The 23,382-nt window shown below is 44.9% G+C and carries 15 protein-coding genes; 13 read left to right on the top strand and 2 right to left on the bottom strand.

Annotation, left to right across the window (positions count from 1 at the left end; genetic code table 11):
* Nucleotides 1–77: 77 nt before the first annotated feature.
* The 13 genes from lepA to dnaJ all read left to right on the top strand — a co-directional run bounded on the left by lepA (nucleotide 78) and on the right by dnaJ (nucleotide 17,227).
* Nucleotides 78–1,892, top strand: coding sequence for a translation elongation factor 4 (gene lepA / locus MHB56_RS07760; protein WP_036677511.1), 1,815 nt, complete (start codon nucleotides 78–80; stop codon nucleotides 1,890–1,892).
* Nucleotides 1,893–1,997: 105 nt separating this feature from the next.
* Nucleotides 1,998–3,803, top strand: a complete 1,806-nt coding sequence (locus tag MHB56_RS07755) for a sensor histidine kinase (protein WP_341143447.1) — start codon at nucleotides 1,998–2,000, stop codon at nucleotides 3,801–3,803.
* Nucleotides 3,788–4,555 (top strand): response regulator transcription factor, encoded by a 768-nt coding sequence (locus MHB56_RS07750; protein WP_076141556.1) that lies wholly within the window; start codon nucleotides 3,788–3,790, stop codon nucleotides 4,553–4,555. The genes MHB56_RS07755 and MHB56_RS07750 overlap by 16 nt, the downstream gene beginning before the upstream one ends.
* A gap of 95 nt (nucleotides 4,556–4,650) precedes the next feature.
* Entirely contained in the window at nucleotides 4,651–5,955 is a 1,305-nt protein-coding gene (locus MHB56_RS07745) for an ABC transporter substrate-binding protein (protein ID WP_076141557.1), read from the top strand.
* Nucleotides 5,956–6,046: 91 nt separating this feature from the next.
* Nucleotides 6,047–6,931, top strand: a complete 885-nt coding sequence (locus tag MHB56_RS07740; RefSeq protein ID WP_249267723.1) for a carbohydrate ABC transporter permease — start codon at nucleotides 6,047–6,049, stop codon at nucleotides 6,929–6,931.
* Between the two features lie 63 nt (nucleotides 6,932–6,994).
* The gene (locus MHB56_RS07735; RefSeq protein ID WP_076129699.1) at nucleotides 6,995–7,822 is read left to right on the top strand and encodes a carbohydrate ABC transporter permease; all 828 of its coding nucleotides are present in this window, start codon (nucleotides 6,995–6,997) and stop codon (nucleotides 7,820–7,822) included.
* 19 nt (nucleotides 7,823–7,841) lie between these two features.
* Complete coding sequence (locus MHB56_RS07730; RefSeq protein WP_341143446.1) at nucleotides 7,842–10,118, top strand: FAD-dependent oxidoreductase; 2,277 nt, start codon at nucleotides 7,842–7,844, stop codon at nucleotides 10,116–10,118.
* 185 nt (nucleotides 10,119–10,303) lie between these two features.
* Entirely contained in the window at nucleotides 10,304–11,476 is a 1,173-nt protein-coding gene (gene hemW / locus MHB56_RS07725) for a radical SAM family heme chaperone HemW (RefSeq protein ID WP_076105910.1), read from the top strand.
* 93 nt (nucleotides 11,477–11,569) lie between these two features.
* Nucleotides 11,570–12,061, top strand: coding sequence for an N-acetyltransferase (locus MHB56_RS07720; protein WP_051490987.1), 492 nt, complete (start codon nucleotides 11,570–11,572; stop codon nucleotides 12,059–12,061).
* Nucleotides 12,062–12,164: 103 nt separating this feature from the next.
* Complete coding sequence (gene hrcA / locus MHB56_RS07715) at nucleotides 12,165–13,196, top strand: heat-inducible transcriptional repressor HrcA (protein ID WP_036677493.1); 1,032 nt, start codon at nucleotides 12,165–12,167, stop codon at nucleotides 13,194–13,196.
* A 48-nt stretch (nucleotides 13,197–13,244) separates the two neighbouring features.
* Nucleotides 13,245–13,826 carry a nucleotide exchange factor GrpE gene (grpE, locus tag MHB56_RS07710; protein WP_036677491.1) on the top strand — a complete coding sequence of 194 codons (582 nt, stop codon included), beginning with the start codon at nucleotides 13,245–13,247 and terminating at the stop codon, nucleotides 13,824–13,826.
* A 175-nt stretch (nucleotides 13,827–14,001) separates the two neighbouring features.
* A complete protein-coding gene (gene dnaK, locus MHB56_RS07705; protein ID WP_036677488.1) occupies nucleotides 14,002–15,849 on the top strand; it encodes a molecular chaperone DnaK in 1,848 nt (615 codons plus the stop codon).
* 253 nt (nucleotides 15,850–16,102) lie between these two features.
* Nucleotides 16,103–17,227 carry a molecular chaperone DnaJ gene (gene dnaJ / locus MHB56_RS07700; protein ID WP_036677487.1) on the top strand — a complete coding sequence of 375 codons (1,125 nt, stop codon included), beginning with the start codon at nucleotides 16,103–16,105 and terminating at the stop codon, nucleotides 17,225–17,227.
* Between the two features lie 116 nt (nucleotides 17,228–17,343).
* On the opposite strand, the gene MHB56_RS07695 is transcribed toward dnaJ, so the two are convergent.
* Together MHB56_RS07695 and MHB56_RS07690 are read right to left on the bottom strand one after the other, a co-directional pair.
* Nucleotides 17,344–17,553 carry a hypothetical protein gene (locus tag MHB56_RS07695; protein WP_341143445.1) on the bottom strand — a complete coding sequence of 70 codons (210 nt, stop codon included), beginning with the start codon at nucleotides 17,551–17,553 and terminating at the stop codon, nucleotides 17,344–17,346.
* A gap of 1,037 nt (nucleotides 17,554–18,590) precedes the next feature.
* Nucleotides 18,591–23,165, bottom strand: coding sequence for a S8 family serine peptidase (locus tag MHB56_RS07690; RefSeq protein ID WP_341143444.1), 4,575 nt, complete (start codon nucleotides 23,163–23,165; stop codon nucleotides 18,591–18,593).
* Nucleotides 23,166–23,382 lie beyond the last annotated feature (217 nt).

Below are 23,382 nucleotides of genomic sequence, written 5' to 3'. Positions count from 1 at the left end.
CCAGCGCGGGATTGATGGAGTAAGCTTGTACTGTTATAATAAGTGGATTAATATCAGGCTGTCTGTGGGGGTAAGGAATGACTGACGTTCAGAAAAGACAACAACAAATTCGCAATTTCTCGATTATTGCACATATAGACCATGGTAAATCGACACTAGCTGACCGCATTTTGGAATACACGGGGGCACTAACCACGCGTGAAATGCAGGAACAGGTACTCGATCAGATGGATCTGGAGCGCGAACGTGGTATCACAATAAAGCTGCAAGCCGTGCGTTTAACCTATCGTGCAGACGATGGTGTAGAGTATTATCTCAACTTGATTGATACACCGGGGCACGTCGATTTCACCTATGAAGTTTCCCGCAGTCTTGCAGCATGTGAAGGCGCACTGCTGGTTGTGGATGCGGCTCAAGGAATTGAAGCACAGACGCTGGCCAATGTGTATTTAGCACTGGATAATAACCTGGAAATCCTACCTGTGCTCAACAAAATTGATTTGCCAAACGCTGACCCTGACCGGGTAAAGCAGGAGATTGAGGATGTTATCGGGCTGGATACCAGTGAAGCGGTTATGGCATCTGCCAAAGCCGGTATCGGAATCAAGGAAATTCTGGAGCAGGTGGTGAAGCAGGTTCCTGCGCCATCCGGTAATTCAGAAGAGCCGCTTAAAGCATTGATCTTTGACTCTCACTACGATCCTTACAAAGGCGTTATCGTCTATGTGCGCGTAATGGACGGGAAGATCCGTGCAGGTTCGAAGATTAAGATGATGGCAACTGAGAAGACCTTCGAGGTCATTGAAGTTGGCGCATTTATGCCACGTATGACCATTGTCGATGAATTGAACATCGGTGATGTTGGCTTTATCGTAGCTGGGATCAAGCATGTTGGAGATACCCGTGTCGGTGATACTGTCACTGACGCAAAGAATCCTACTGCTGAGCCGCTTCCGGGTTACCGTAAGATCAACCCGATGGTATATTGCGGGTTGTATCCGATTGAGACTTCCGATTATAACGATCTTCGTGAGGCACTGGAGAAGCTCCAGCTAAATGATGCTTCGCTAAGCTTTGAGCCGGAAAGCTCAAGCGCACTTGGATTTGGTTTCCGTTGCGGTTTCCTTGGACTCTTGCATATGGAGATTATTCAAGAGCGGATTGAGCGCGAGTTCAATTTGCCGCTAATCACAACAGCGCCGAGTGTTATTTACCGAATTATGCTGACCAATGGCGAAATGATCCAAATCGACAACCCGTCACATTATCCGGAGATCGGTACGATTGACTACATTGAAGAGCCGTATGTTAAAGCAGCGATCATTGTGCCTAACGACTTCGTGGGTACTGTAATGGAACTGTGCCAGAACAAACGCGGCGAGTTCGTAAATATGGAATATCTAGATACTAATCGTGTAACGATTACGTACGAGATTCCGCTGTCAGAGATCGTTTATGATTTCTTTGATCAGTTGAAATCCGGTACGAAAGGATATGCTTCTTACGACTATGAAATTTGCGGATACCGTCGTTCGAATCTGGTCAAGATGGATATCTTGCTTAACAATGAGCAGGTCGATGCCTTGTCCTTTATCGTTCACCGCGATCGTGCCTACAACCGCGGACGTATCATTTGTGAGAAGCTGCGGGGGATTATCCCGCGTCAAATGTTCGAAGTGCCGATTCAAGCCTCAGTGGGTACGAAGGTGGTTGCGCGTGAAACCGTTAAGGCGATGCGCAAAAACGTACTTGCTAAATGTTACGGCGGCGATATTTCCCGTAAACGGAAGCTGCTGGAGAAGCAAAAAGAAGGTAAGAAACGCATGAAGCAAGTGGGTAGTGTAGAAGTACCACAAGAAGCGTTTATGGCAGTACTGAAGATCGATGAGTAAAAAATAGGTAGAGCCGGGAGAATATCCCGGCTCTATTTTTTTAAGCAGGAGCAGATTACAATAGGGGGAAGGATTGTAAGCACATACAAAGTGAGGGGAGTCCTCGTGAAGCGATTATATTTGAAACTTACGCCAAGTACCTTTAAGAATCGGATTTTGTTAGCCTTCTTGCTGTTGGTACTAACACCCATTGCCATACTCGTTCTATATAACTTTAAAGAGACAGAACAAATGCTGCAGGATAATGCGGAAACGAAGAACATAGAGCAGCTTATTGGTATTAAGAATGGTTTTGTTGATCTCATGAGTCTCGTGATGAAAACAGGGTCATTACTCGAACAAGATACGACGATTTTATCGATAATGAAGAATCCCGAGCAATCTGATGAAATCACGAGAAAAAAACTCGTTGAAAACAAGTTTGGAGCGATTGAAAATACATTCTTTATGAGTGGAGCGACGGTGTATTATACATTAATCGACCTTCATGGAAACGCATACACTTCCTTTATGCCAAAGGAAACCTTGAGCTACGACGAAATCCAATCAGAGGATTGGGTTCAAGCATTGAAGCGAGAAGGAACGAATCGATATATATGGAATCCGAATGACAAGAATAATGTGGTCCGGGAAAGTACAACAAGTAAGAAAATGCTTAGTCTTTATGAGGTTATGCGTGATAATGGTTTGAATATTTATGCCTATGCAAGATTAAGTATCGATTATGAGGAGTGGTTTACCAGATCAACGTTAGGGAGTAAACAGGAAGGGGCTTTATTTCTACTCGATGCCTTGGGGGGTATGATGCTTAATCCGCTTAAGGATGAGACTTTTTCCCCTGATATTGCGCAGAGTATTGTGAAGAGTGCCAACCAGCGGCAGACGGGGCGTGCTGCATCCATTGTCGACCCGAAGGAGGAAAGTTTATACACATACAGCTACATCGAGGAGTTAAATGGCTACGTTGTTAAAAAGGTGCAGCTAGCACAGCTATTTCTTGAGGTAGACAAGCAGAAACGACGGTTTTTTGGTGGATTTGGAATCATTCTACTGCTATTTGTTCTATTAACTTATTTCATATCATCGACGATTACAGTACCGCTTAAGAAGCTACAGAAGAAGATGGAAATGACCGCTAAGACGAATCTCAAAATGAAATTACCCGAGCAAGGGCGGGGAGAGATTCTTGCCCTGACTCAGAGTTTCAATATCATGATCCATGATTTAAATGAGCTGTTACAGCGACTTCAGCTTGAAGAAAAACAGAAGCAATTCGTTCGATTTCAGGTATTACTTTCGCAGATGAACCCGCATTTTCTACTAAATACATTGAATACGATAAAGAGCATTGCCTTAGATAAAGATGATGATGAAATTTATGGAATTTGTGTTGCACTAGGAAAAATATTGGAGACAACCTTAAATACTGAAGTCGATTTGATCCTGTTAAAGGATGAAATCGTACTAATAGAATCTTACATGGAGATACAGCGGCAACGTTTTGGACATGGGATTGAAATTCAATATGATATCAACGAGGAACTGCAATACGCATTAATCCCTAAATTTTGTCTGCAGCCCTTAATTGAAAATAGCTTGATTCACGGCTTCGGTCAGTCTGTAAAACAAGGGAGAATTGATATCTCCGCTAAAGTGACTGAGCAACAGCTGTATCTGCAGGTTAGAGATAACGGCATGGGGATAGAAAGAGCACAGCTGAATAAGGCTACACGGAAACGTAAAGGAATCGGTGTTCAGAATATTAGGGAGAGCTTGGAGCTGTTGTTCAAGAATCAACGGACAGGTATGGACATTGTGTCATTTGACACAGGAACTGAAGTGATCATCCATTTTCCATTCCTTATTTCAAAACCTTACGATGGAGGTAAGCTCACATGTGGAGAACGTTAATTGTGGATGATGAACAACCTGCGGTTAAAAGTATACGGAAGCTATTCTTAAAGGCTGGAATCCCGTTTGAAATTATAGGTGAGGCGGAGAATGGAGAAGTAGGCTTGCAAATGATTCGTGAGCTGCAGCCTGATGTGGTAGTGACGGATATTAATATGCCGGTGATGGATGGGGTGAAGCTTCTTCAAATTGCGCGAGAGGAAGGCTTCGACTGCCGGTTTGTAATGTTGACCGCATTGAGTGAATTTGAATACGCCCGGCAGGCGCTCGTATTTGGGGCTTCGGACTACATTTTGAAGTTATCTTTAGATCTCCAAGGTTTGAAGCAGACGATGGGTAAGGTCCAGGCCGAGCTGGAGCGAATGGTGAAGATGAAGAAGGCCGATAAATGGTTTCCTGAGAAGCAACAAACGGGACCGACAGATCATGTGGAGATGAACAAAATTATAGCTTATATTGAAGAACATTATGCTGAGGACATCTCGCTCAAATCCATGTCAGAGTTGATCCGGATGGATGCCAGCTATATAAGTGACTTATTCAAGAAAAAGACAGGGAAAACGTTGACCAATTATATTCAAGAGCGTCGGATTCAGGCTGGGAAAATGCTGCTTGCAGAAACGAAGCTAACAATTAGCGAGATTGGGCAGCAAGTAGGCTTTGAGAACGATAATTATTTTATAAAAATCTTCAAAAAGTGGTGTGGTGTCACGCCAAATGAATTCCGTAAAGAACCAAAAAACGTTCTATAAGTTCCCAAATGTAGTTCATCCCCCAGAATCCGCTCTGATGATAAAGTTATAGATGTAGAGCACAACACATAATCCTTCCAAGGGGGAAGCTATCTATGAAGAAAAAGTGGTATCCTGCAGTGCTTTCTGTCTTATTAGCAGGTACGATGCTGGCTGGTTGTGGGAGTGGTGGAAGTAATGAATCGCAGGGCAGTGCAAATGGAGAACCAGCAAAGGAGAAAATAAAGCTTACGATGTGGGGGGCAGTTCCTGCAGAAGCCGGGCCTCAAGCTGTAGTTGATAACTGGAATAAAGATCATCCAGATATTCAGGTCGAGTATATCCGTAATGTAAATGACGATGCAGGCAACTTAAAGCTGGACACTGCTTTGATGACCAATCAAAACATAGACCTTTTCATGAACTACGATCTTGCTCATTTACAGAAACGTATGGATGCAGGCGTTGCCTTGGATCTAAGCACGAAAACAGATTATGATATCGACAGCCAGATCGGCGAGGACGCAGCGATGTGGAAAATCAATGATAAATACTATGGGATTCCTACAAAGAAAAACATGGCGTTTGTATGGTTGAACAAAGATATGCTGGATGCAGCAGGATTACCGATTCCTGCGGTGGACTGGACTTGGTCAGATCTTGAGGAGTATGCGAAGAAGCTAACGAAACCTGGTGTGTACGGATTATTGCAGGCAGATTCCTCCTTCGCAACAACGATGGACGGTACGCTTGCTGGAATGGGTGTGAAACAGGCGGATGGTACTTCAAACTTTGGAAATGATCTCTGGAAACAGCAACTGGAAATATTGCATAACATGATGTTCGTGGACAAATCCACACCGGAATATGGGGAGCAGCTGACCAGTAAAATGCCGGTTGACACCATGTTCCTGCAAGGCAAAGCGGCAATGCTGGCAGCAGGTGAGTTTATTTTCCGCAATGCGAACAACTTGAAGGACTATCCGCATGATTTCAAAACCGCGTTCGCCGCTATTCCAAAAGTGAATAAAGATCAAAAGGATTATAAATATTCGGGCGGTGTGGGCGACATGCTTGCTCTTAATGCAAAGTCCAAGAACCTGGATGCGGCTTGGGAGTTCGCAAAATGGTATGCGGATGGCGGTATGCTGCCAATGGCAAGCGGGGGTCGTATTCCAGCCTCTAAGAGTGTAGACAGTAAGGAAGCGATGAGCCTTCTCTTGAATGGTGTAGAAGACAAATATGATACAGATTCAATGAATAATATTGTATTCGGCAAATTCCCATCCTTCCAGCTAAATGTACCTCAACAAGCCATTGATGCACGTAAAGAAGAGTATGAAAAATACTTCTTAAATAAGCAAGATATTGATACCACGATGAAAAATATGCAAACCCGTTCGCAAGAGTTAATGAAATAAAGAAATAGCTGGCACAAAAGAGAAGGAGGAAGAATTCTTCGTTCTTCTCTTTCGTGTACCCATTTTTCAGCATACGAAAGGCGGCGATACCGTGAAGCGGAGAAGCTGGATGGACAGACAAGGCTGGATCGGCATGACTTTTATTCTCCCGAATATGATTGGTATTCTCTTATTCTTTGTGATTCCTGCAATCTTTTCCTTTGTCCTGATGTTTACGAATTATCAATTTTCAAATCCGAATTGGCAATTTACCGGGCTGGATAATCTCAAACGGTTGTTCCATGACGATAATTTCTATGCCTCGATCAAATATACGGTGATATTCCTGATATCGGTTCCAGTATCGATGGTGCTCGCTTTTATTGTAGCGCTATTTCTAAACCGCAGTGTGTATCTTAAAGGATTATTGCGTGGAATGTTTTTCCTGCCGTATATCTCTAGTGGAGTAGCCGTTGCATTTGTCTGGATGCTGCTATTTCAGCCTTCACAGGGACCCATCAATGAACTGCTTCGCTGGATTGGCATAACATCGCCGCCAGGGTGGTTTGCGGATACGGAAACCGCAATGTATGCCATTGATATCGTACAGATCTGGCTGATGCTTGGCTACAATATGATCATATATTTAGCAGCACTACAGGAAATTTCGACAGAACAGCTGGAAGCTGCCCGGATCGATGGTGCAAGCACATTCAAAACAACATGGAAAATTGTATGGCCTCTTGTTAGTCCAACAACTTTTTTATTAATGATTACCGGATTAATTATGACGATGAAATCGTTCTCGATTATTCAAGCCATTACGGCTGGAGGACCCAGCGGAAGTACGACGGTCTTATCACTATTCGTTTATAAAACAGCATTCAGTTATTACGATATGGGATATGCTTCAGTCATTTCATGGTTCTTGTTCGCCGTCATTCTCGTCATTACAGTCATTCAGTGGATCGGCCAAAAGCGCTGGGTTCATTACTAAATAACCCTACAAAGTGGTGCTTTGCGGGAGACCCCGAAACCATAAATTAAAGGAGCAGGCGGTATGAATGAAAAAGCAGGAAACATGAAGGTGAAGCTGCCAGTAACGATCATCATGTTTGTTCTAGGACTATTTATGATTGTGCCTTTTCTATGGATGCTCAGCACATCTTTTCAGACACCTGCCGAGGTGTTTAACGAATGGCTGCCTTCATCTCTCAACTGGAGCAATCATATTCGGGTGTGGACAGGAAGTTATGATTTTGTTCCGTATTATTTAAATTCACTTAAGATATCGATTATTGGGACTGCGGGAGCTGTGTTTCTATCTGCCCTTGCCGCTTACGGATTTTCACGTACTTCGTTTAAAGGGCGGGATGGCCTATTTGTCATATATCTATCCATGATGATGGTTCCACCGCAGGTGCTTTTTGTTCCTAAGTTTATCATGTTTAACTGGGTTGGGATTTACAATACGCATTTGGCCCTAATCCTTCCAGCCATGTTCTCGATCTTCGGTGTATTTATGCTTCGGCAGTTCTTCATGGGCATTCCTAAGGAAATCACGGAATCTGCTTTTCTGGATGGAGCCGGGCATTACAAAATATTTTTCCGCTTAATTCTGCCATTAGCGAAGCCGGCAATCGCTACGTTTGCTATTCTTGATTTCTCCTGGCAATGGAATGATTATGAGAATGCGCTTGTATTTTTGCAGAGCCCTAAGCTATATACCATTCCGCTTGGATTGCAGAATTTTATTCTTGAGAACAATGTGGATTACAACGGGATGATGGCCGCTTCGTCGGCTGCGATCATTCCAATGATCGTTATCTTCTTCATAGGTCAGAAATATATTATTCAAGGGATTTCTAGCTCGGCTGTGAAAGGCTAACTATAGGAGGGATACTGACATGAGAACAGAAACGGTTAAATCCGATGTGACAGTGGTCGGGGGTGGACTTGCAGGGATGAACGCGGCGATTGCTGCAGCACGTCTTGGGTTAAAGGTAGCACTGGTACAGAATCGTCCTGTACTTGGTGGTAACTCGAGTTCAGAGGTTCGGGTATGGGTATGTGGTGCAACAGGACATGGTGTAAATCGCTATGCACGGGAGACAGGCATTATGGGTGAGCTGTTCATCGAGAATCAATACCGGAACCCGGAAGGGAATCCATATCTATGGGATCTAACCTTGCTCGAAGCGGTGAAGGCAGAATCGAATATCAGCTTGTTCCTAAATACCGATGTACGTGAAGTGGAAGCGGAAGGTGAGGCAGAGGAGCGTACGATTCAGAGTGTGACCGGCTGGATGATGGGATCTGAGCGTTTAATCACGTTCGAGAGCGATGCTTTCATCGATTGTACGGGTGATGGTTTAGTGGGCTTCCTAGCAGGAGCGGATTTTCGATTAGGACGTGAAGCCCGTCATGAATTTAATGAGGAATGGGCACCAGAAGTGCCTGATAATATTACATTAGGCAGTACATTATTATTCTATACACAGGATACTGGAAAACCGGTACGTTATGTTGCACCCTCATTCGCGAAGGATATTACAACAACGTCTATCCCGATCCGCCGGGTCATTCGGAGTGGGGATTCAGGCTGTCACTACTGGTGGATTGAGTGGGGCGGCGAGCTTGATACGGTGGATGAGAATGAACGTATACGTGATGAACTATCCTCTGTTATTTATGGGATTTGGGATTACATTAAAAACTCAGGTCATTTTGATGCCGAAAATATGACGCTGGAGTGGGTTGGCTCAATTCCGGGTAAACGTGAATACAGACGGTTTGTTGGCGATACGATCTTAACGCAAAATGATATTCTTGCGCAGCGTGAATTTGCAGACCGGATTGGATTCGGAGGATGGTCGATTGATCTGCATCCACCGCAAGGGATGTACGCAGAAGAGAGTGGCTCCAAGCATCTGCATGCGGACGGGATCTACCATATTCCATTTGGTTCGCTATATTCGAAGAATGTGCGGAATCTATTCTTCGCGGGTCGTAATATCAGTGCATCTCATGTGGCTTTTGGAACCACACGTGTTATGGCAACCTGTGCGATCATGGGTGAAGCAGCTGGAGCAGGTGCAGCTTTATCCGTCATCAAAGGTGTGACCCCACGTGTAATTCGCGAGCATCATATGCATGAATTACAACAGGTGATGTTAAAGCAAGATGCTTCGATTATTGGATTACGTAACGAAGATCCACTGGACCTCGCCAGAAAAAGCGAGATTCATGCATCCAGCACGTTGAATGGTATCCTGCTGGATCGTCCAGCCGAAGCTTATGAGCTTTCTCATGATGTAGGGATTTTGTTTCCGGTTGAAGGAAGTATCCGTGGGTTAAGGCTGCTTGTGTCAGCAACTATTCAGACGCAGCTGACCGTGGAGATATGGACGACTGGACGCGCGGAAAATTACGTGCCGGCGGAGTGCAAACAGGTTGATGTTATACCAGTACAGGCTGGAGAGCAGCAATGGATTGAAGTACCGATACAAGAGGAGAAATGTAGTCTTATCGGTGAATGTAATATCTTCGCTATTATTCGAGCTAATGAACACCTTCAATTGCATATTTCACAAACCCCAATCACAGGTGTCATTACATTTGAGCGCGGTGCTAAATCCGTTGTTGATTCAGCGCTGGAGGATCATCAGCCAGATCAGCCGGTGATAGAGTGGAGCATGAAACAACTTGTACGCAGGCATTTCTGCTTTGCAGTAGAAACATCGGCATATGCTGCATCTAAAGTCATTGATGGATATGTTCGACCTTTCGCGGGGCCGCATAGCTGGGTTTCTGAGCCGATGACCGCGGGTAGATCGGAGTGGGTAGAGGTGCGTCTCCCGGATGCTGCTCCAGTCTCCGAAATCCACTTCACCTTTAATGATGATGTCAATGAAGATCTCATCAACTTACATCACCATGAAACGCCATTTCTAGTGATTCCTGAACTGGTAAAGAACTATGATGTAGAGCTGCTCATTGATGGCGCGTGGCAAGTCATGCTCCGTGTCAAAGATAACCATCGCCGGAAGAATGTTCATCGATTAGAGACGCCTGTCCTTACAGATGCTGTCCGGATCGTTATTCATGAAACTAACGGTGGAGTACATGCCGAACTTGTGGAAATGCGGATTTATCAAGAAGCAACGGCTTTGCCATCCTTATAGGGACGGTATCCGTTTCTGCGGGAAATACAAAATATATAGGATAACGTAAAACTTATACTTTCTTATATTATAAAATAGAGTTCATTTATAAATGAACGCCCTCGGAGGGAAGCCGTCAGGCTTCCCTTTTCTTGTTTTTTAGATTACACTATTCAAACGATATTTTTATATAAAGGAGACAGCTAATGACAACGAAGACTAATGGCCGTCCCCCTGAGGCTGTATACATTCATATCCCTTTTTGTACCAATAAGTGCTTTTATTGTGATTTCAATTCCTATGTACTCAAGGATCAGCCAGTTATGGATTATCTCGAAGCTTTGGATCGAGAGATGGAGCAGACCGTCAAGAACACCCCTCCGGGTGTTATCAAAACGATCTTCGTCGGCGGAGGCACACCCACTGTTTTAAAACCTGATGAAATGGCTTATTTCTTAAAGTCTGTTCGCACGCATTTCCCAAACTGGGATAAAGATATTGAGTTCTCTATGGAAGCTAACCCTGGAACAACGGATCTGGACAAGCTGACGGTTATGAAAGAAGGCGGCGTGAACCGGGTGAGCTTTGGTGTTCAAGCATTTCAGAACGAGCTGCTCACAGGCATCGGCCGGATTCATAATGTAGATGATGTATACCGGAGCCTAGAGAATGCACGTGCAGTTGGACTAAATAATCTTTCGGTTGACCTGATGTTTGGGCTGCCTAATCAAACTGTTGAGATGTTGGGCGAAAGTATCCGCAAGGCGTTGGAGCTGGATCTACCCCACTATTCTATTTACAGCTTGAAGGTGGAGGAGAATACTCTTTTTCACACGCTGTTTAATAAGAACAAGCTTCCTCTTCCTAATGAAGAAGATGAATTGCAAATGTACCTCCTGTTGATGTCCTCTATGAAGGAAGCGGGTTACAATCAATACGAGATCAGTAACTTCGCGAAACCAGGAATGGAGAGCCGCCATAATATCACCTACTGGCGTAATGAAGATTATTATGGTCTAGGAGCAGGAGCACATGGATATGTGGGGCGTCAGCGGCATATTAATGTTAAGGGCGTAAATCCATATGTAGAAGCCACACGTAAAGGGCTGCCACGACTGGATGCATACCCAATCTCAGAAGCAGAAGCGATGGAAGACTTTATGATGGTCGGCTTGCGTATGCATGAGGGCGTCTCTAATGAAGCTTTTCAGGCGCAATTCGGGCGTTCAATAGAGGAAGTATTCGAGAAATCCTTGCATAAAATGCTGCATGCAGGGCTGTTGGAACAAGAAGCAGGGGTTTACCGACTCAGCAAGCAAGGAATCTTGTTTGGGAACGATGTTTTTGCTGAATTTGTAGGCGCCCTGACAGAAGTTTAATTTTAAAATACCCCTTGAATTGTAATTCACTCTGTTGTATATTTATTCATATTATCAACAGAGGGGTGAACCAAAGTGCTTGCCAAGACGGAAATGATTCGCCATTCGTCTCCAGCGGGAGACGCACAGGTGATTTGTAGAAATGCTGTGGTAGAAGACGTTGAGCCATTGTATCTAATGATAGAAGAGTATGCCCAGCGCGGCATCATGTTGCCCCGTTCCCGGCAGGCGCTGACACGCCAGATCGATCAATTCGTAGTTGCCGAAATCGAAGGCAGATTCGTAGGCTGTGGTTCACTTTTCAAGCTCGGGAATGATCTCGTAGAGATTCGTTCAATTGGATTGAATGATGAAGGTAAGGGTAAAGGCGTAGGCTCCATGATATTGGCGAAGCTGGTCGAGGAAGCTAGGAACCAGAAAATCCCAAAGGTAATGGCACTAACCTATGCTGTTGATTTTTTTCTTAGAAATGGATTTGAAGTCGTCCAGAAAGAGATTTTCCCTGAAAAAGTATGGACAGATTGCGTGAATTGTAAAAAGCAGCATGCCTGCGATGAAATAGCAGTGCTTAAGATACTGAACTGACTTGACAACGTCAATGTCAGTTTGGTATTTTTGTATTAGTGGTTAGCACTCATCTGAGTCGAGTGCTAACGAATCGGAGCCACAGCCGATAGGAGGGAATAACATGTTAACTGATCGCCAGAGAATGATACTAAATGCAATTGTGGATGATTATATTTCATCGGCAGAGCCAGTAGGATCTCGTAGCATTTCTAAACGGGGAGATGTAGGATACAGTCCGGCTACGATTCGAAATGAAATGGCTGACCTAGAGGATTTAGGTTATCTCGAGCAGCCTCATACATCGGCGGGAAGAATTCCTTCCCATAAAGGATACCGATATTATGTGGATCATTTGGTACCGTGGAATTCCGCCGAAACGGCAGAAATGGGCACGATCCGCGCTTTTTTTGCCGAGAAGCTAAATGCAATGGAGCAGGTAATCCAACATGCGGCGATGATTCTTTCCAATATGACGAATTATACTTCCATCCTGCTGGGACCGGAGGTTTTTCATACTTCATTGCGTCATTTTCAGTTGTTACCACTAGATGATACAACCGCTGTGGCCATTATCGTCACAAGTACGGGGCAAGTTGAGAATCGTACGGTGAACATTCCGCCGGAGATTTCTGTTTCCGAGATGGAGAAAGTGGTTAACCTACTGAATAGTAAACTGGTCAATGTACCACTCTATAAGCTGAAGACTCGGCTCTATTCCGAGCTTGGCGAAGAAATGCAGCGTCACATCTCACATTATGAAGAATTAATGCAGGTGCTGGACACCGCGCTGGAAAGCGATCAAGAGCAGCGCATCTATCTCAGCGGAGCAACGAATATGCTGACACAGCCTGAGTTCAAAGACGTAGACAAGGTGAAGAGTATTCTTGATCTGCTGGAAGAGACACCGACACTGCTCAAAATGCTGGCCCCTACAGTGGGTGGCACAGGTATTCAAGTACGAATAGGAACAGAAAACAATCACGAAGCGTTCGCTAACTGTAGTCTGATCACCGCCACTTATTCACTTGATGGGCAGGCACTAGGAAGCATTGGGATCCTTGGGCCGACCCGTATGGAATATGCAAGAGTGATGGGGATCTTGGGCATTTTATCCCGAGATTTGACAGCGATGCTGGCGCACTGGTATAAGTGAACAGAGTCAACATGATTTCGTGAATGATTTTAAGGAGGTGAAGACAACTTGAAAAAGGAACAAGTTCAAGATTCTAATGAATTCAAAGAGGAATTGATCAATGAGGAGCCTGTGGCTGAAGTAGTCTCAGATGCCGACTCATTTACAGCTGAAAACGTTAGTGAAGGTGCTTCAGATACAGGTGCTGAGGTGAAACGCCTACAGGATCTTGCTGATGAATATCAAGGTCGTGCACTGCGTGCACAAGCTGATTTTGATAACTTCCGTCGTCGTACCCAGAAGGAAAAAGAAGAGTTGGCTCAATATGCTACCTCCAAGCTCCTGACGGAATTGCTTTCCGTGCTGGACAATTTCGAGCGTGCGTTAGTCACTACTCCAGCTAATCCTGAATCCGAAGCTTTCGCGAAGGGCGTTAATATGATTTTCCGTCAGCTGGATGGGGTATTGAAGGCTGAGGGGCTTACAGCTATGGAAACAGTAGGACAGCCTTTTAATCCTGAATACCATCAGGCTATTATGCAGGTTGAGAGCGAGGAGTACGAAGAGGGTATCGTTACAGAAGAGGTTCAAAAGGGATATCTTCTGAAAGATAGAGTTCTTCGTCCGGCCATGGTCAAAGTCAGCATGTAGTCTGTCTATATAGGACGGGCAGTTTCTGCTCGCCATAAAGCAGCAGTGCTTTTGCCTACTATTTATCCGATTGCAGGCTGGTGCCCGGATAGTTTATTATCAATCGAATTTTTTTGATATTTTTATAAATTTATTGAGCTTAGGCTCCATATAACTTTAGAGGAGGCAAATTATTGTGAGTAAAGTTATCGGTATTGACTTAGGAACCACGAACTCTTGCGTTGCCGTTATGGAAGGCGGCGAAGCCGTAGTAATTCCAAACCCAGAAGGCGCGCGTACAACCCCTTCGGTTGTAGGCTTTAAGAAAGACGGCGAGCGTATCGTCGGTGAAACGGCTAAACGCCAAGCGATTACTAACCCTGATCGTACGATCAGCTCTGTTAAACGTCACATGGGTACTAACCATAAAGAAAGCATTGATGGTAAAGACTACTCCCCACAAGAAATTTCGGCAATGATTCTGCAAAAGCTGAAATCCGATGCAGAGGCTTATCTTGGCCAAACTGTTACTCAAGCAGTTATTACTGTTCCTGCTTATTTTAATGACAGCCAACGTCAAGCTACCAAAGATGCAGGTAAAATTGCAGGTTTGGAAGTTCTGCGTATTGTGAACGAGCCAACAGCAGCAGCTTTGGCATATGGTCTGGAGAAATCCGAAGATCAAACCATTCTAGTCTATGACCTTGGTGGCGGTACTTTTGACGTATCCATCCTTGAACTTGGTGATGGCTTCTTCGAAGTAAAAGCTACAAGCGGCGACAACAAGCTGGGTGGCGACGACTTTGACCAAGTGGTTATGGATTACCTGGTATCCGAATTCAAAAAAGAGCAAGGCATTGATCTGAGCAAAGATAAATCTGCTGTACAACGTTTGAAAGATGCAGCTGAAAAAGCGAAAAAAGAATTGTCAGGCGTACTGACAACAACTGTATCGCTTCCGTTCATCACTGTGGTTGACGGCGTACCTCAGCACTTAGAGATCAACTTGACTCGTGCGAAATTTGATGAACTGACTGCTGGTCTGGTAGAACGTACTTTGGGACCAACTCGTCAAGCATTGTCTGATGCTGGCATGACCCCTGCAGACCTTACTAGAATCGTTCTGGTTGGTGGTTCTACACGTATCCCAGCTGTACAAGATGCTATCAAAAAGCTTACTGGCAAAGAACCACACAAAGGTGTGAATCCGGATGAAGTAGTAGCTCTTGGTGCTGCTGTTCAAGCGGGTGTATTGACTGGTGATGTTAAAGACGTTGTATTGCTTGATGTAACTCCGCTTTCCCTGGGTATTGAAACTGCAGGTGGCGTGTTCACGAAGATGATCGAGCGTAATACTACGATTCCTACAAGCAAATCCCAAGTATTCTCAACCTTTGCTGACAACCAACCTAGCGTAGAGATTCACGTGCTGCAAGGTGAGCGTCAAATGGCAAATGGCAACAAGACACTGGGACGCTTCATGCTGAACGAGATTCCACCAGCACCACGTGGCGTGCCACAAATCGAAGTTTCTTTCGATATTGATGCCAACGGTATCGTAAATGTATCTGCAACAGATAAAGGCACGAACAAGAGCCAAAAAATCACTATCACTTCTTCCAGCGGCCTGAGCGACGCAGAAGTAGAACAAATGATGAAGGATGCCGAGCTTCACGCTGAGGAAGACCGTAAGCGTAAAGAACTGGTAGAAGCGAAAAACGGTGCTGACCAACTCGTGTATTCTACTGAAAAAGTAATTAAAGACCTTGGCGATAAAGCTGATGCTTCTGATGTTGAAAAAGCAAATGAAGCTAAAGATAAAGTTAAAGCAGCACTTGAAACTGACAATCTTGAAGAAATCAATGCAGCTACAGAAGCATTGACTGAGATTGTACAACAGTTGTCCATGAAGCTGTACGAACAAGCTGCTCAAGCTGAGCAAGGTGCTGAAGGTGGCGCTGGAGCCGCTGAAGGCGCTCCTAAAAAAGATAATGTAGTTGACGCTGACTATGAGGTTGTTGACGAAGATAAGAATCAAGGGTAACCTTATACGATAAGTGTAATAGGAAACTGATAAATTCTTATATAGTTAAGAAGGGAAGGTCAAAACCGGGTCATCCCGTGTTTTGACTTTCCTTTTGTAATATCAGATTGCACACTCTTTGCGAATGCGCCTTCTGATATTGTAAGAATAAACATCGCTGAATCTGGATGGTCAGATCCTGAGGTTTTATCGTATAATGGTTTGTTTGACAGGTAATAAGGAATTTGAGTATGTATGCACGGAGGTGAAAGCAGTGGCAGATAAACGCGATTATTATGAAGTGCTTGGCCTTAGTAGAGATGCTTCAGACGATGAGGTGAAAAAAGCGTACCGGAAATTGGCGCGCCAATATCACCCAGACGTGAATAAAGCAGATGACGCTGAAGCTAAGTTTAAGGAAGTAAAAGAAGCTTATGATGTTCTTAGTGATGGACAACAGCGAGCTAGATATGACCAATATGGTCATATTGACCCTAACCAAGGTATGGGCGGCTTCGGAGGCGGCGGTGGTGGCGACTTCGGAGGGCTTGGCGATATCTTTGATATGTTCTTTGGAGGCGGCGGACGCCGTGATCCTAACGCACCGCAGCGCGGTGGGGATTTGCAGTATACCATGACCATTGAATTCAAGGAAGCGGTATTCGGCAAAGAAACCGATATTACTATTCCACGTACAGAAACTTGCGATACCTGCTACGGCTCCGGGGCTAAACCGGGCACTAAACCAGAGACTTGTTCCGTATGTCATGGTAGTGGACAACAGGAATTCGTACAGAATACACCGCTTGGACAGATGCGTAATCGTCGTCCTTGTTCACATTGCAGTGGTACAGGTAAGATTATTAAGGAAAAATGTACGACTTGCGCCGGACAGGGTAAGGTTAAAAAGCAACGCAAGATCCATGTGCGTATCCCGGCCGGTGTTGATGACGGTGCACAGCTGCGCATGACTGGCGAAGGCGAAGGCGGCTTACGCGGCGGTCCTGCTGGAGACTTGTATATTGTTATCCGTGTCAAATCGCATGATTTCTTCGTGCGTGAGAACGATGATATTATGTGCGAGGTTCCGCTTACGTTTGCACAGGCAGCACTTGGTGATGAGATTGAAATTCCAACCTTAACCGAAAAAGTGAAGCTGAAGATTCCTGCCGGAACGCAAACAGGCACTTTCTTCCGCCTCAAAGGTAAAGGTGTTCCACGTCTGCGTGGATCTGGCCAAGGTGATCAGCATGTACGAGTAATTGTTGTGACACCTAGCAAGCTCAATGAAGAGCAAAAAGAATTGCTACGCCAGTTCGCTTCTCTGAACGGAGAAAACACACATGAGCACGAGCAGTCCTTCTTTGATCGTGTGAAACGTGCGTTTCGCGGGGACTGATATCCTAACTCATTCATTCAGTAAATGAATAGAAAAAGACAGCAGAGCAGCGACCTCCCGTTATTGGGGGATCGCTGCTCTGCGTTTTTGTTTAGCATGAGATTATGGTAGGGCCATTAACTAACCTCATGCAATTCTTTGGATGAGCTGTGATGCTTGAACCTGCGAAATTCTGCGTGTTTGGCTAACTCGGCCAATCCCGTAACCTCGGTAAACCTGGTAACCCCGGTAAATTCGGCAACCCCGGCAACCCCGGCAACCCCGAACCGCGAACCGCGAACCGCGAACCGCGAACCGCGAACCGCGAACCGCGAACCGCGAACCATGTAACCTTGAAACCCCCGACTGGTCTCCAGCTTTTTTTAACACACTATATGCTTTGAATTATCTATGTGGGAATACGGACCCAGATGACGCTATTTGCACATTTTTCTCCTTTTGAGCGAAGTTTCGGACTCCAGTGCAGCTATTGCCTAGAAAAGTGCCCATGATTGGTGTTTTTTGTGCTAATAGCGACTATGGGGTCCGTTGGCATGGCAAATAGCGCATAATCCAGTGTTTAAGTGCAACTGAGTCCGATAGCGCTGAGTCATCTGAGTGGATAGAACCCAGAAGACGCTGGAGGCTTACGGACCCAGCTGACGCTATTTGCACATTTTTCTCCTTTTGAGCCAAGTTTCGGACACCAGTGCAGCTATTGCCTAGAAAAGTGCTTATATTTGGTGTTTTTCGTGCTAATAGCGACTATGGGGTCCGTTGGCATGGCAAATAGCGCATAATCCAGTGTTTAAGTGCAACTGAGTCCGATAGCGCTGAGTCATCTGAGTGGATAGGACCCAGAAGAGGCTGGAGGCATACGGACCCAGTTGACGCTATTTGCAAATTTATCGCCTTTTGAGCGAAGTTTCGGACTCCAGTGTAGCTATTGCCTAGAAAAGTGCTCATGATTGGTGTTTTTCGTGCTAATAGCGACTATGGGGTCCGTTGGCATGGCAAATGTCGCATAAATCAGCGTTTAAGTGCAACGGTGTCCGATAGCGCTGAGTCATCTGAGTGGATAGAACCCAGAAGACGCTGGAGGCTTACGGACCCAGATGACGCTATTTGCACATTTTTCTCCTTTTGTGCGAAGTTTCGGACTCCAGTGCAGCTATTGCCTAGTAACACGCTCATATTTGGTGTCTTTCGTGCTAATTGCGACTATGGGGTCCGTTGGCATGGTAAAAGTCGCATAAATCAGCGTTTAAGTGCAACTGTGTCCGATAGTTGCCTCGTATACGCCGCAGAAGTGACCTTAAGACGAGAAAGCCCCAGCAGCCAAATGGCTGCTGGGGCTTTCTTTGAGAGTTCAACTAGATACTGTTTAAGAACGTAGGTCCTCAAACACACGGCTCAGAATCGTTGCTGCTTGTGCACGAGTCAGAGTGCCTTGTGGATTGAAGTTGTCCGCACCAACGCCCTTGAGATAACCTTTGCTTACAGCATAGGCTACGGCGTTTCGTGCTTCTGCAGCGATGTTATCGGCATCCTTAAAGCTCAAAGGAGTCTTAGCTACTGTAAGATCAGCGCCTAGGGCCTCAGCAATGATAAGGGCTGCTTCTTCGCGAGTCAGCACATCGCGTGAACCACTTTGTTTGATACGAGTATTCCATGTGTCACCTTTTCCGAGTAGACGGTCGAAGAGCGTTAACAGTTCCGCTTGATTTAAGGTGTCAGCAGGCTTGAAGCTGCCATCGGTTCCTTTGCCGGCAATGATGCCATGAGCAGCAAGAACTTCGATATCGCCTTTAGCCCAGTGTGTGCCGATATCCTTGAAGCTTACATTACGGGATGCAACGCTATAAGAGCCGTCGCCAGTAACTGTAAACTGTAGAATACCTTCTTTAGAGAAAGATCCAGGTTGCAGATAGGACCATTTATGATCCTTTGTTTCTGCATAGGCGGCAGTTTTTCGAGCATCACGTAGACTGCTGTCTTTTAGATTAAGCTGAAGGGTAACCGGCTTTCCGGTTGTCCAACCATTTTTGATGGTAAGAATGGAAGAACCAATATTGATCGCAGCTGAGCTTCCTGATAACACTGCTGCATCACTAGCATCAGCCAGACTTATCGTAAGCAACAAACCACTGCTGCTAATGAAATCCGGAAGGGTTGCCGCTGGAATAAGAACATTGAATCCATTACCGTTAAGGCTGAGTGCATTCTCCGATTTCTTCAACTGTTCAGCTTGCGCCGGGGTAAGCGTAATAACGACTTGGCTATACTTATTGAAATTCACATCGCTAAGATCAAGTACAGAAGTCTTATCTTTTGCATTCTGAATCGAATTTGTTAATGCAGTATCTAAGATATTAAACACCGCTGAAGCTTTACCACCAGCTGGATCGGCTGTCTCTACTAGCTTCCCGGATTTCGAAGAAGGTCCAGGAGTGGGAGTGCTGGTTGCTGTAGGTACATACGACTCAGAAGATGGAGGCGATGTAGGCGATGGTGTTGGTGTCGGTGTTGGTGTTTCTGTTGGATCTGGCGTTGCTGATGGTGTTGGTGTTGGCGTTGGTGTCGGCGTTGGCGTTGGTGTCGGTGTCGGCGTTGGTGTAGGTTTTTCAGGTGTGTTTACAGTTACACTTACTGTTCTCAAACCAGATGGGATAGTTGATGTTGTGGCATCATTCCAAATCTGGACATCATATAGCTCAAAGGAATAATCTCCTGCTGTTGCTGGTTCGAAGGTTATTTGGGCTAGTGAGCCAGAGCCGTGATAAGCACCTCCTGACAGATTGACACTATATTGTGTCAGTTTTTGGCCGTCTCCAAGATCATACGTTTGTGAATATTCTGTAAGTGGAACACTAGAGAAATGCTCCTCTTGATACGTAACCAGCTGTACGCTTGGCTGGATTACCGGTGTTTCAAGGGAATCATCGTATATGACACCGAATGAAGCCCCATAGACGCCATAAACCTCATCTGTCACGGAATAATCTAAATTAACGGTCACAGATTGTCCTACTTCAATGGTGGATGCAGAAAGAGCCGGAGTTACTGTGAAAGTACCGTCCCCTGTGCTATAAAGCAGCCGCTGAACGTAATCATCGTCGTCTGCACCATTGCCAACTTTATCGACCACATGGACTTTGTACTCATTTAGCCCCTCGTTAACAGGAACATCAATGGTAAAGGCACCGTTATTTGCAATCACACCGCCAAATTTATAAGCATTCCCATCATAATGTTTGCCTTCGGCATATACGGTAAACCAGTTTCCAATAGGGTTTGTATTAGAAATATAATAGGCCATTAGGTCATCATCAATGAAACCACTAATTTGTGCCACGCCAGGATCGGTTGGCGCTTCGCGTTCATACTCCTCAATGGTGATGCCGGAAACTAGCGGCTTCTCGGTATCAATTGTGAACTCGGCCTTTTGTTTCTCGAGCAGTTGCCCATTGGGAAGCACAGGAATGATGTAGTAGTGACCATCTGCTAAAGTAGACTTGGCGGAGGTCTCCAGGTCTGTTAATGTTCCATCCCAATTTGGAACTTCGTATACACCACGATAGATCTTCTCATCGATCGCATAAACTTCACCTAAAACTGTTGCGGGAGCATCTTTTGAAGAGGCAACGAAACTTATGCCTTCCAGCTCTTCATTGACAGAAAAGGTAAAGGTGGTGTCGTCTGAGCGACCATCACCATTAGGTGAAATTTGTGGACTTTCAAAAGAGAGCTGATTAATAGGTGCTACATTAAATTGGTCACCTACAACAACGTTAAATGGCAGACGAAGGGTTTCTGTATCAGAGGTAAGTAACAGGATGCCTTCATATGCGCCCTCTTTTGCTGTTTTAGATACATTGAGTGTAAATTGTGCATATTGATCTGCCCCTGAGGTAACGCTGTTTGGTGCAAAATCAATACTAATATCAGTAGGAGCTTCTGTCAGCCATTTGGTGGACAGGGTGTATGTTTCTCCGTTTCCTTTAAAGTCCTCTACATAGACAGCTTTCGTTACAGTAACACCCTTTGGCTGTAAGCCGAAGGATAAGGAACCTGTGTAATAAGGGATTTCAACAGTACCCGGAAGACCGCTGTTAAGGATCTCACCGACTTTAGCAATGGATTTAGCGTTTATCGACTTCTCCAGATTAATTAAACCTGCACCTTGTTGGTACAAGGAGTAAGAATTCCCATCACGGTTAAAAATAGGATCAGCATTGTTCATCAACAGAGCTTTAATTTCATTTGGCTTCAGATCAGAGTTTTTACTCAGTAACAAAGCCACAGCTCCTACAACATGTGGGGTTGCCATGCTAGTGCCATTTTTTAAGCCGAAAGCATGGTCATAGTTCCCATCCCAGCTAGGGATCGTCGAGTTGATATTGACTCCGGGCGCTACAACATCAGGTTTTATTAGATAATCGGGCATCCCTGGACCCATAGAACTGAAGTTTGCTAACTGATTTACTTCAAGCGCTATATAGTAACTGATTATATCTTTAGCAGCAGCCATCTGAGTTTTTATTTTTTTGCCATCGGCTTGACTGATTCCGTAGGTAGGAATGTAATCCCCAGGCGCACCAAGGGTGGGGCTGATTTCACCAGGCTCATTATTGGCAATCAGCAAAAGCTTCGCACCAGCAGCTTTGGCATTAAGAGATTTGTCTGAGAAGCTCAGCGAGCCCCGATCAACAAGCACTACCTTATCTTTGACATCCAGATTTTTGTAATCGGAAGGACTCCCAAGACCAGCGAAAACGATCTTACTGCCAGCAATATTATCGATTAAATCTGGGGAGTAACTGGCTAATGTCCCGGGAATCTTTTTAACATCACCAATATCAAAGAAAGGGGTATTTATCGGAGTAGTAGAAGCTCCAACACTAAGCGCGAGTTGGGCACCAGCGGGTTCGCCCAGTGTTCCTGCATCCGGTCCAGCGTTACCGGCGGCAATAATAACGTTCACGCCCGATTTTACGGTATTGTCTATCGCGATTGAACTCGCGGAATAGCTTTGGTTGACACTAGAGCCTAGAGATAGGTTAATAACATCTGCTCCGTCATCGACCGCTTTCTCAATACCCGCAATTACATCCGCTGTGGAACCAGATCCATAGGGACCAAGTACGCGATACGCATACAATTCTACCTCAGGTGCCACATCTAAAATTGTCCCGGCAACGTGTGTACCATGCGAGGTTTCGTAAGGAGTACCTGCTCTTGGAGGGAAGTTAGCATCAGGGGCTGTTTCAGCCGGATCGTCATCCTGATCATATACATCATAGCCGCCTTTATAATTATCTTTTAACAAAGGGTGATTCTTATCAATACCAGTATCGACAACAGCTACCTGTATATCTTTGCCTGTGTAACCTAAATCATGTAGTTTGTCCGCGCCTATTAGCTTACCGCTGTCTGAATAGGAACGTGTAACAGGTAATGTCGCCACTTCAACACTGTCTGCTAGTGCATGTACTTCTTCATTTGGATAGATAGCCGCAACGCCTGGAAGCTCTAACAGCTTGTTTACTTGATTGGCTGGCAGCGTAATGGAATACCCGTTAAAAATCTCACTGTATTCAAAACCGATATCGGCATCGATTTTCTGTGTTGAGGAAATAAAGCTTTTATGCTCTGTGATAATTTTACTGCGTTGTGAGGAGACTGAGGATCGTAAAGAATAAGTTTTTGCCTCATTTACATACACACTGACTGGTTTATTAGTCAATTCCACAATTACTGAAACTGGTGCTGAACCTTTGAGTACTCCAGCATAGTTATGAGGGGTCACACTTTGAGATTGTACATCAGTAACCAGGGTTGAAGATTCAAGGGATGAGTTCGCAAATGCAGCTGATGGAAAAAGAACAGACACAGCCAGTCCGAAGCTTGCCGCTCCAATACCAAATCTTTGAATAGAGTGTTTAAAGGTACGTTTCAAATAAGTTCATCCTCCCAAATGAATTTTTTTGTATTGCAATGTGTCTGTGGTTCTCCTCCTCAAAATAAAATGTAAAAAATTATGAAAATTAAATTTATTCTACAGCTATAACTTCAAATCGAATATACAACTTTAGTACCATATTGCAGCGAAGCGTTGAGGAAAATGTCGAATTCCCAGTAGATAAGTGGAATATAAGAAAATCAGAGCATAAAAC

This window comes from Paenibacillus sp. FSL H8-0315 (assembly GCF_038005365.1).
Classification (GTDB): Bacteria; Bacillota; Bacilli; order Paenibacillales; family Paenibacillaceae; genus Paenibacillus_AQ; species Paenibacillus_AQ odorifer.
The sequence above is the reverse complement of the archived record's forward strand: the minus strand, read 5'-3'. Positions and strand labels throughout refer to the sequence as shown.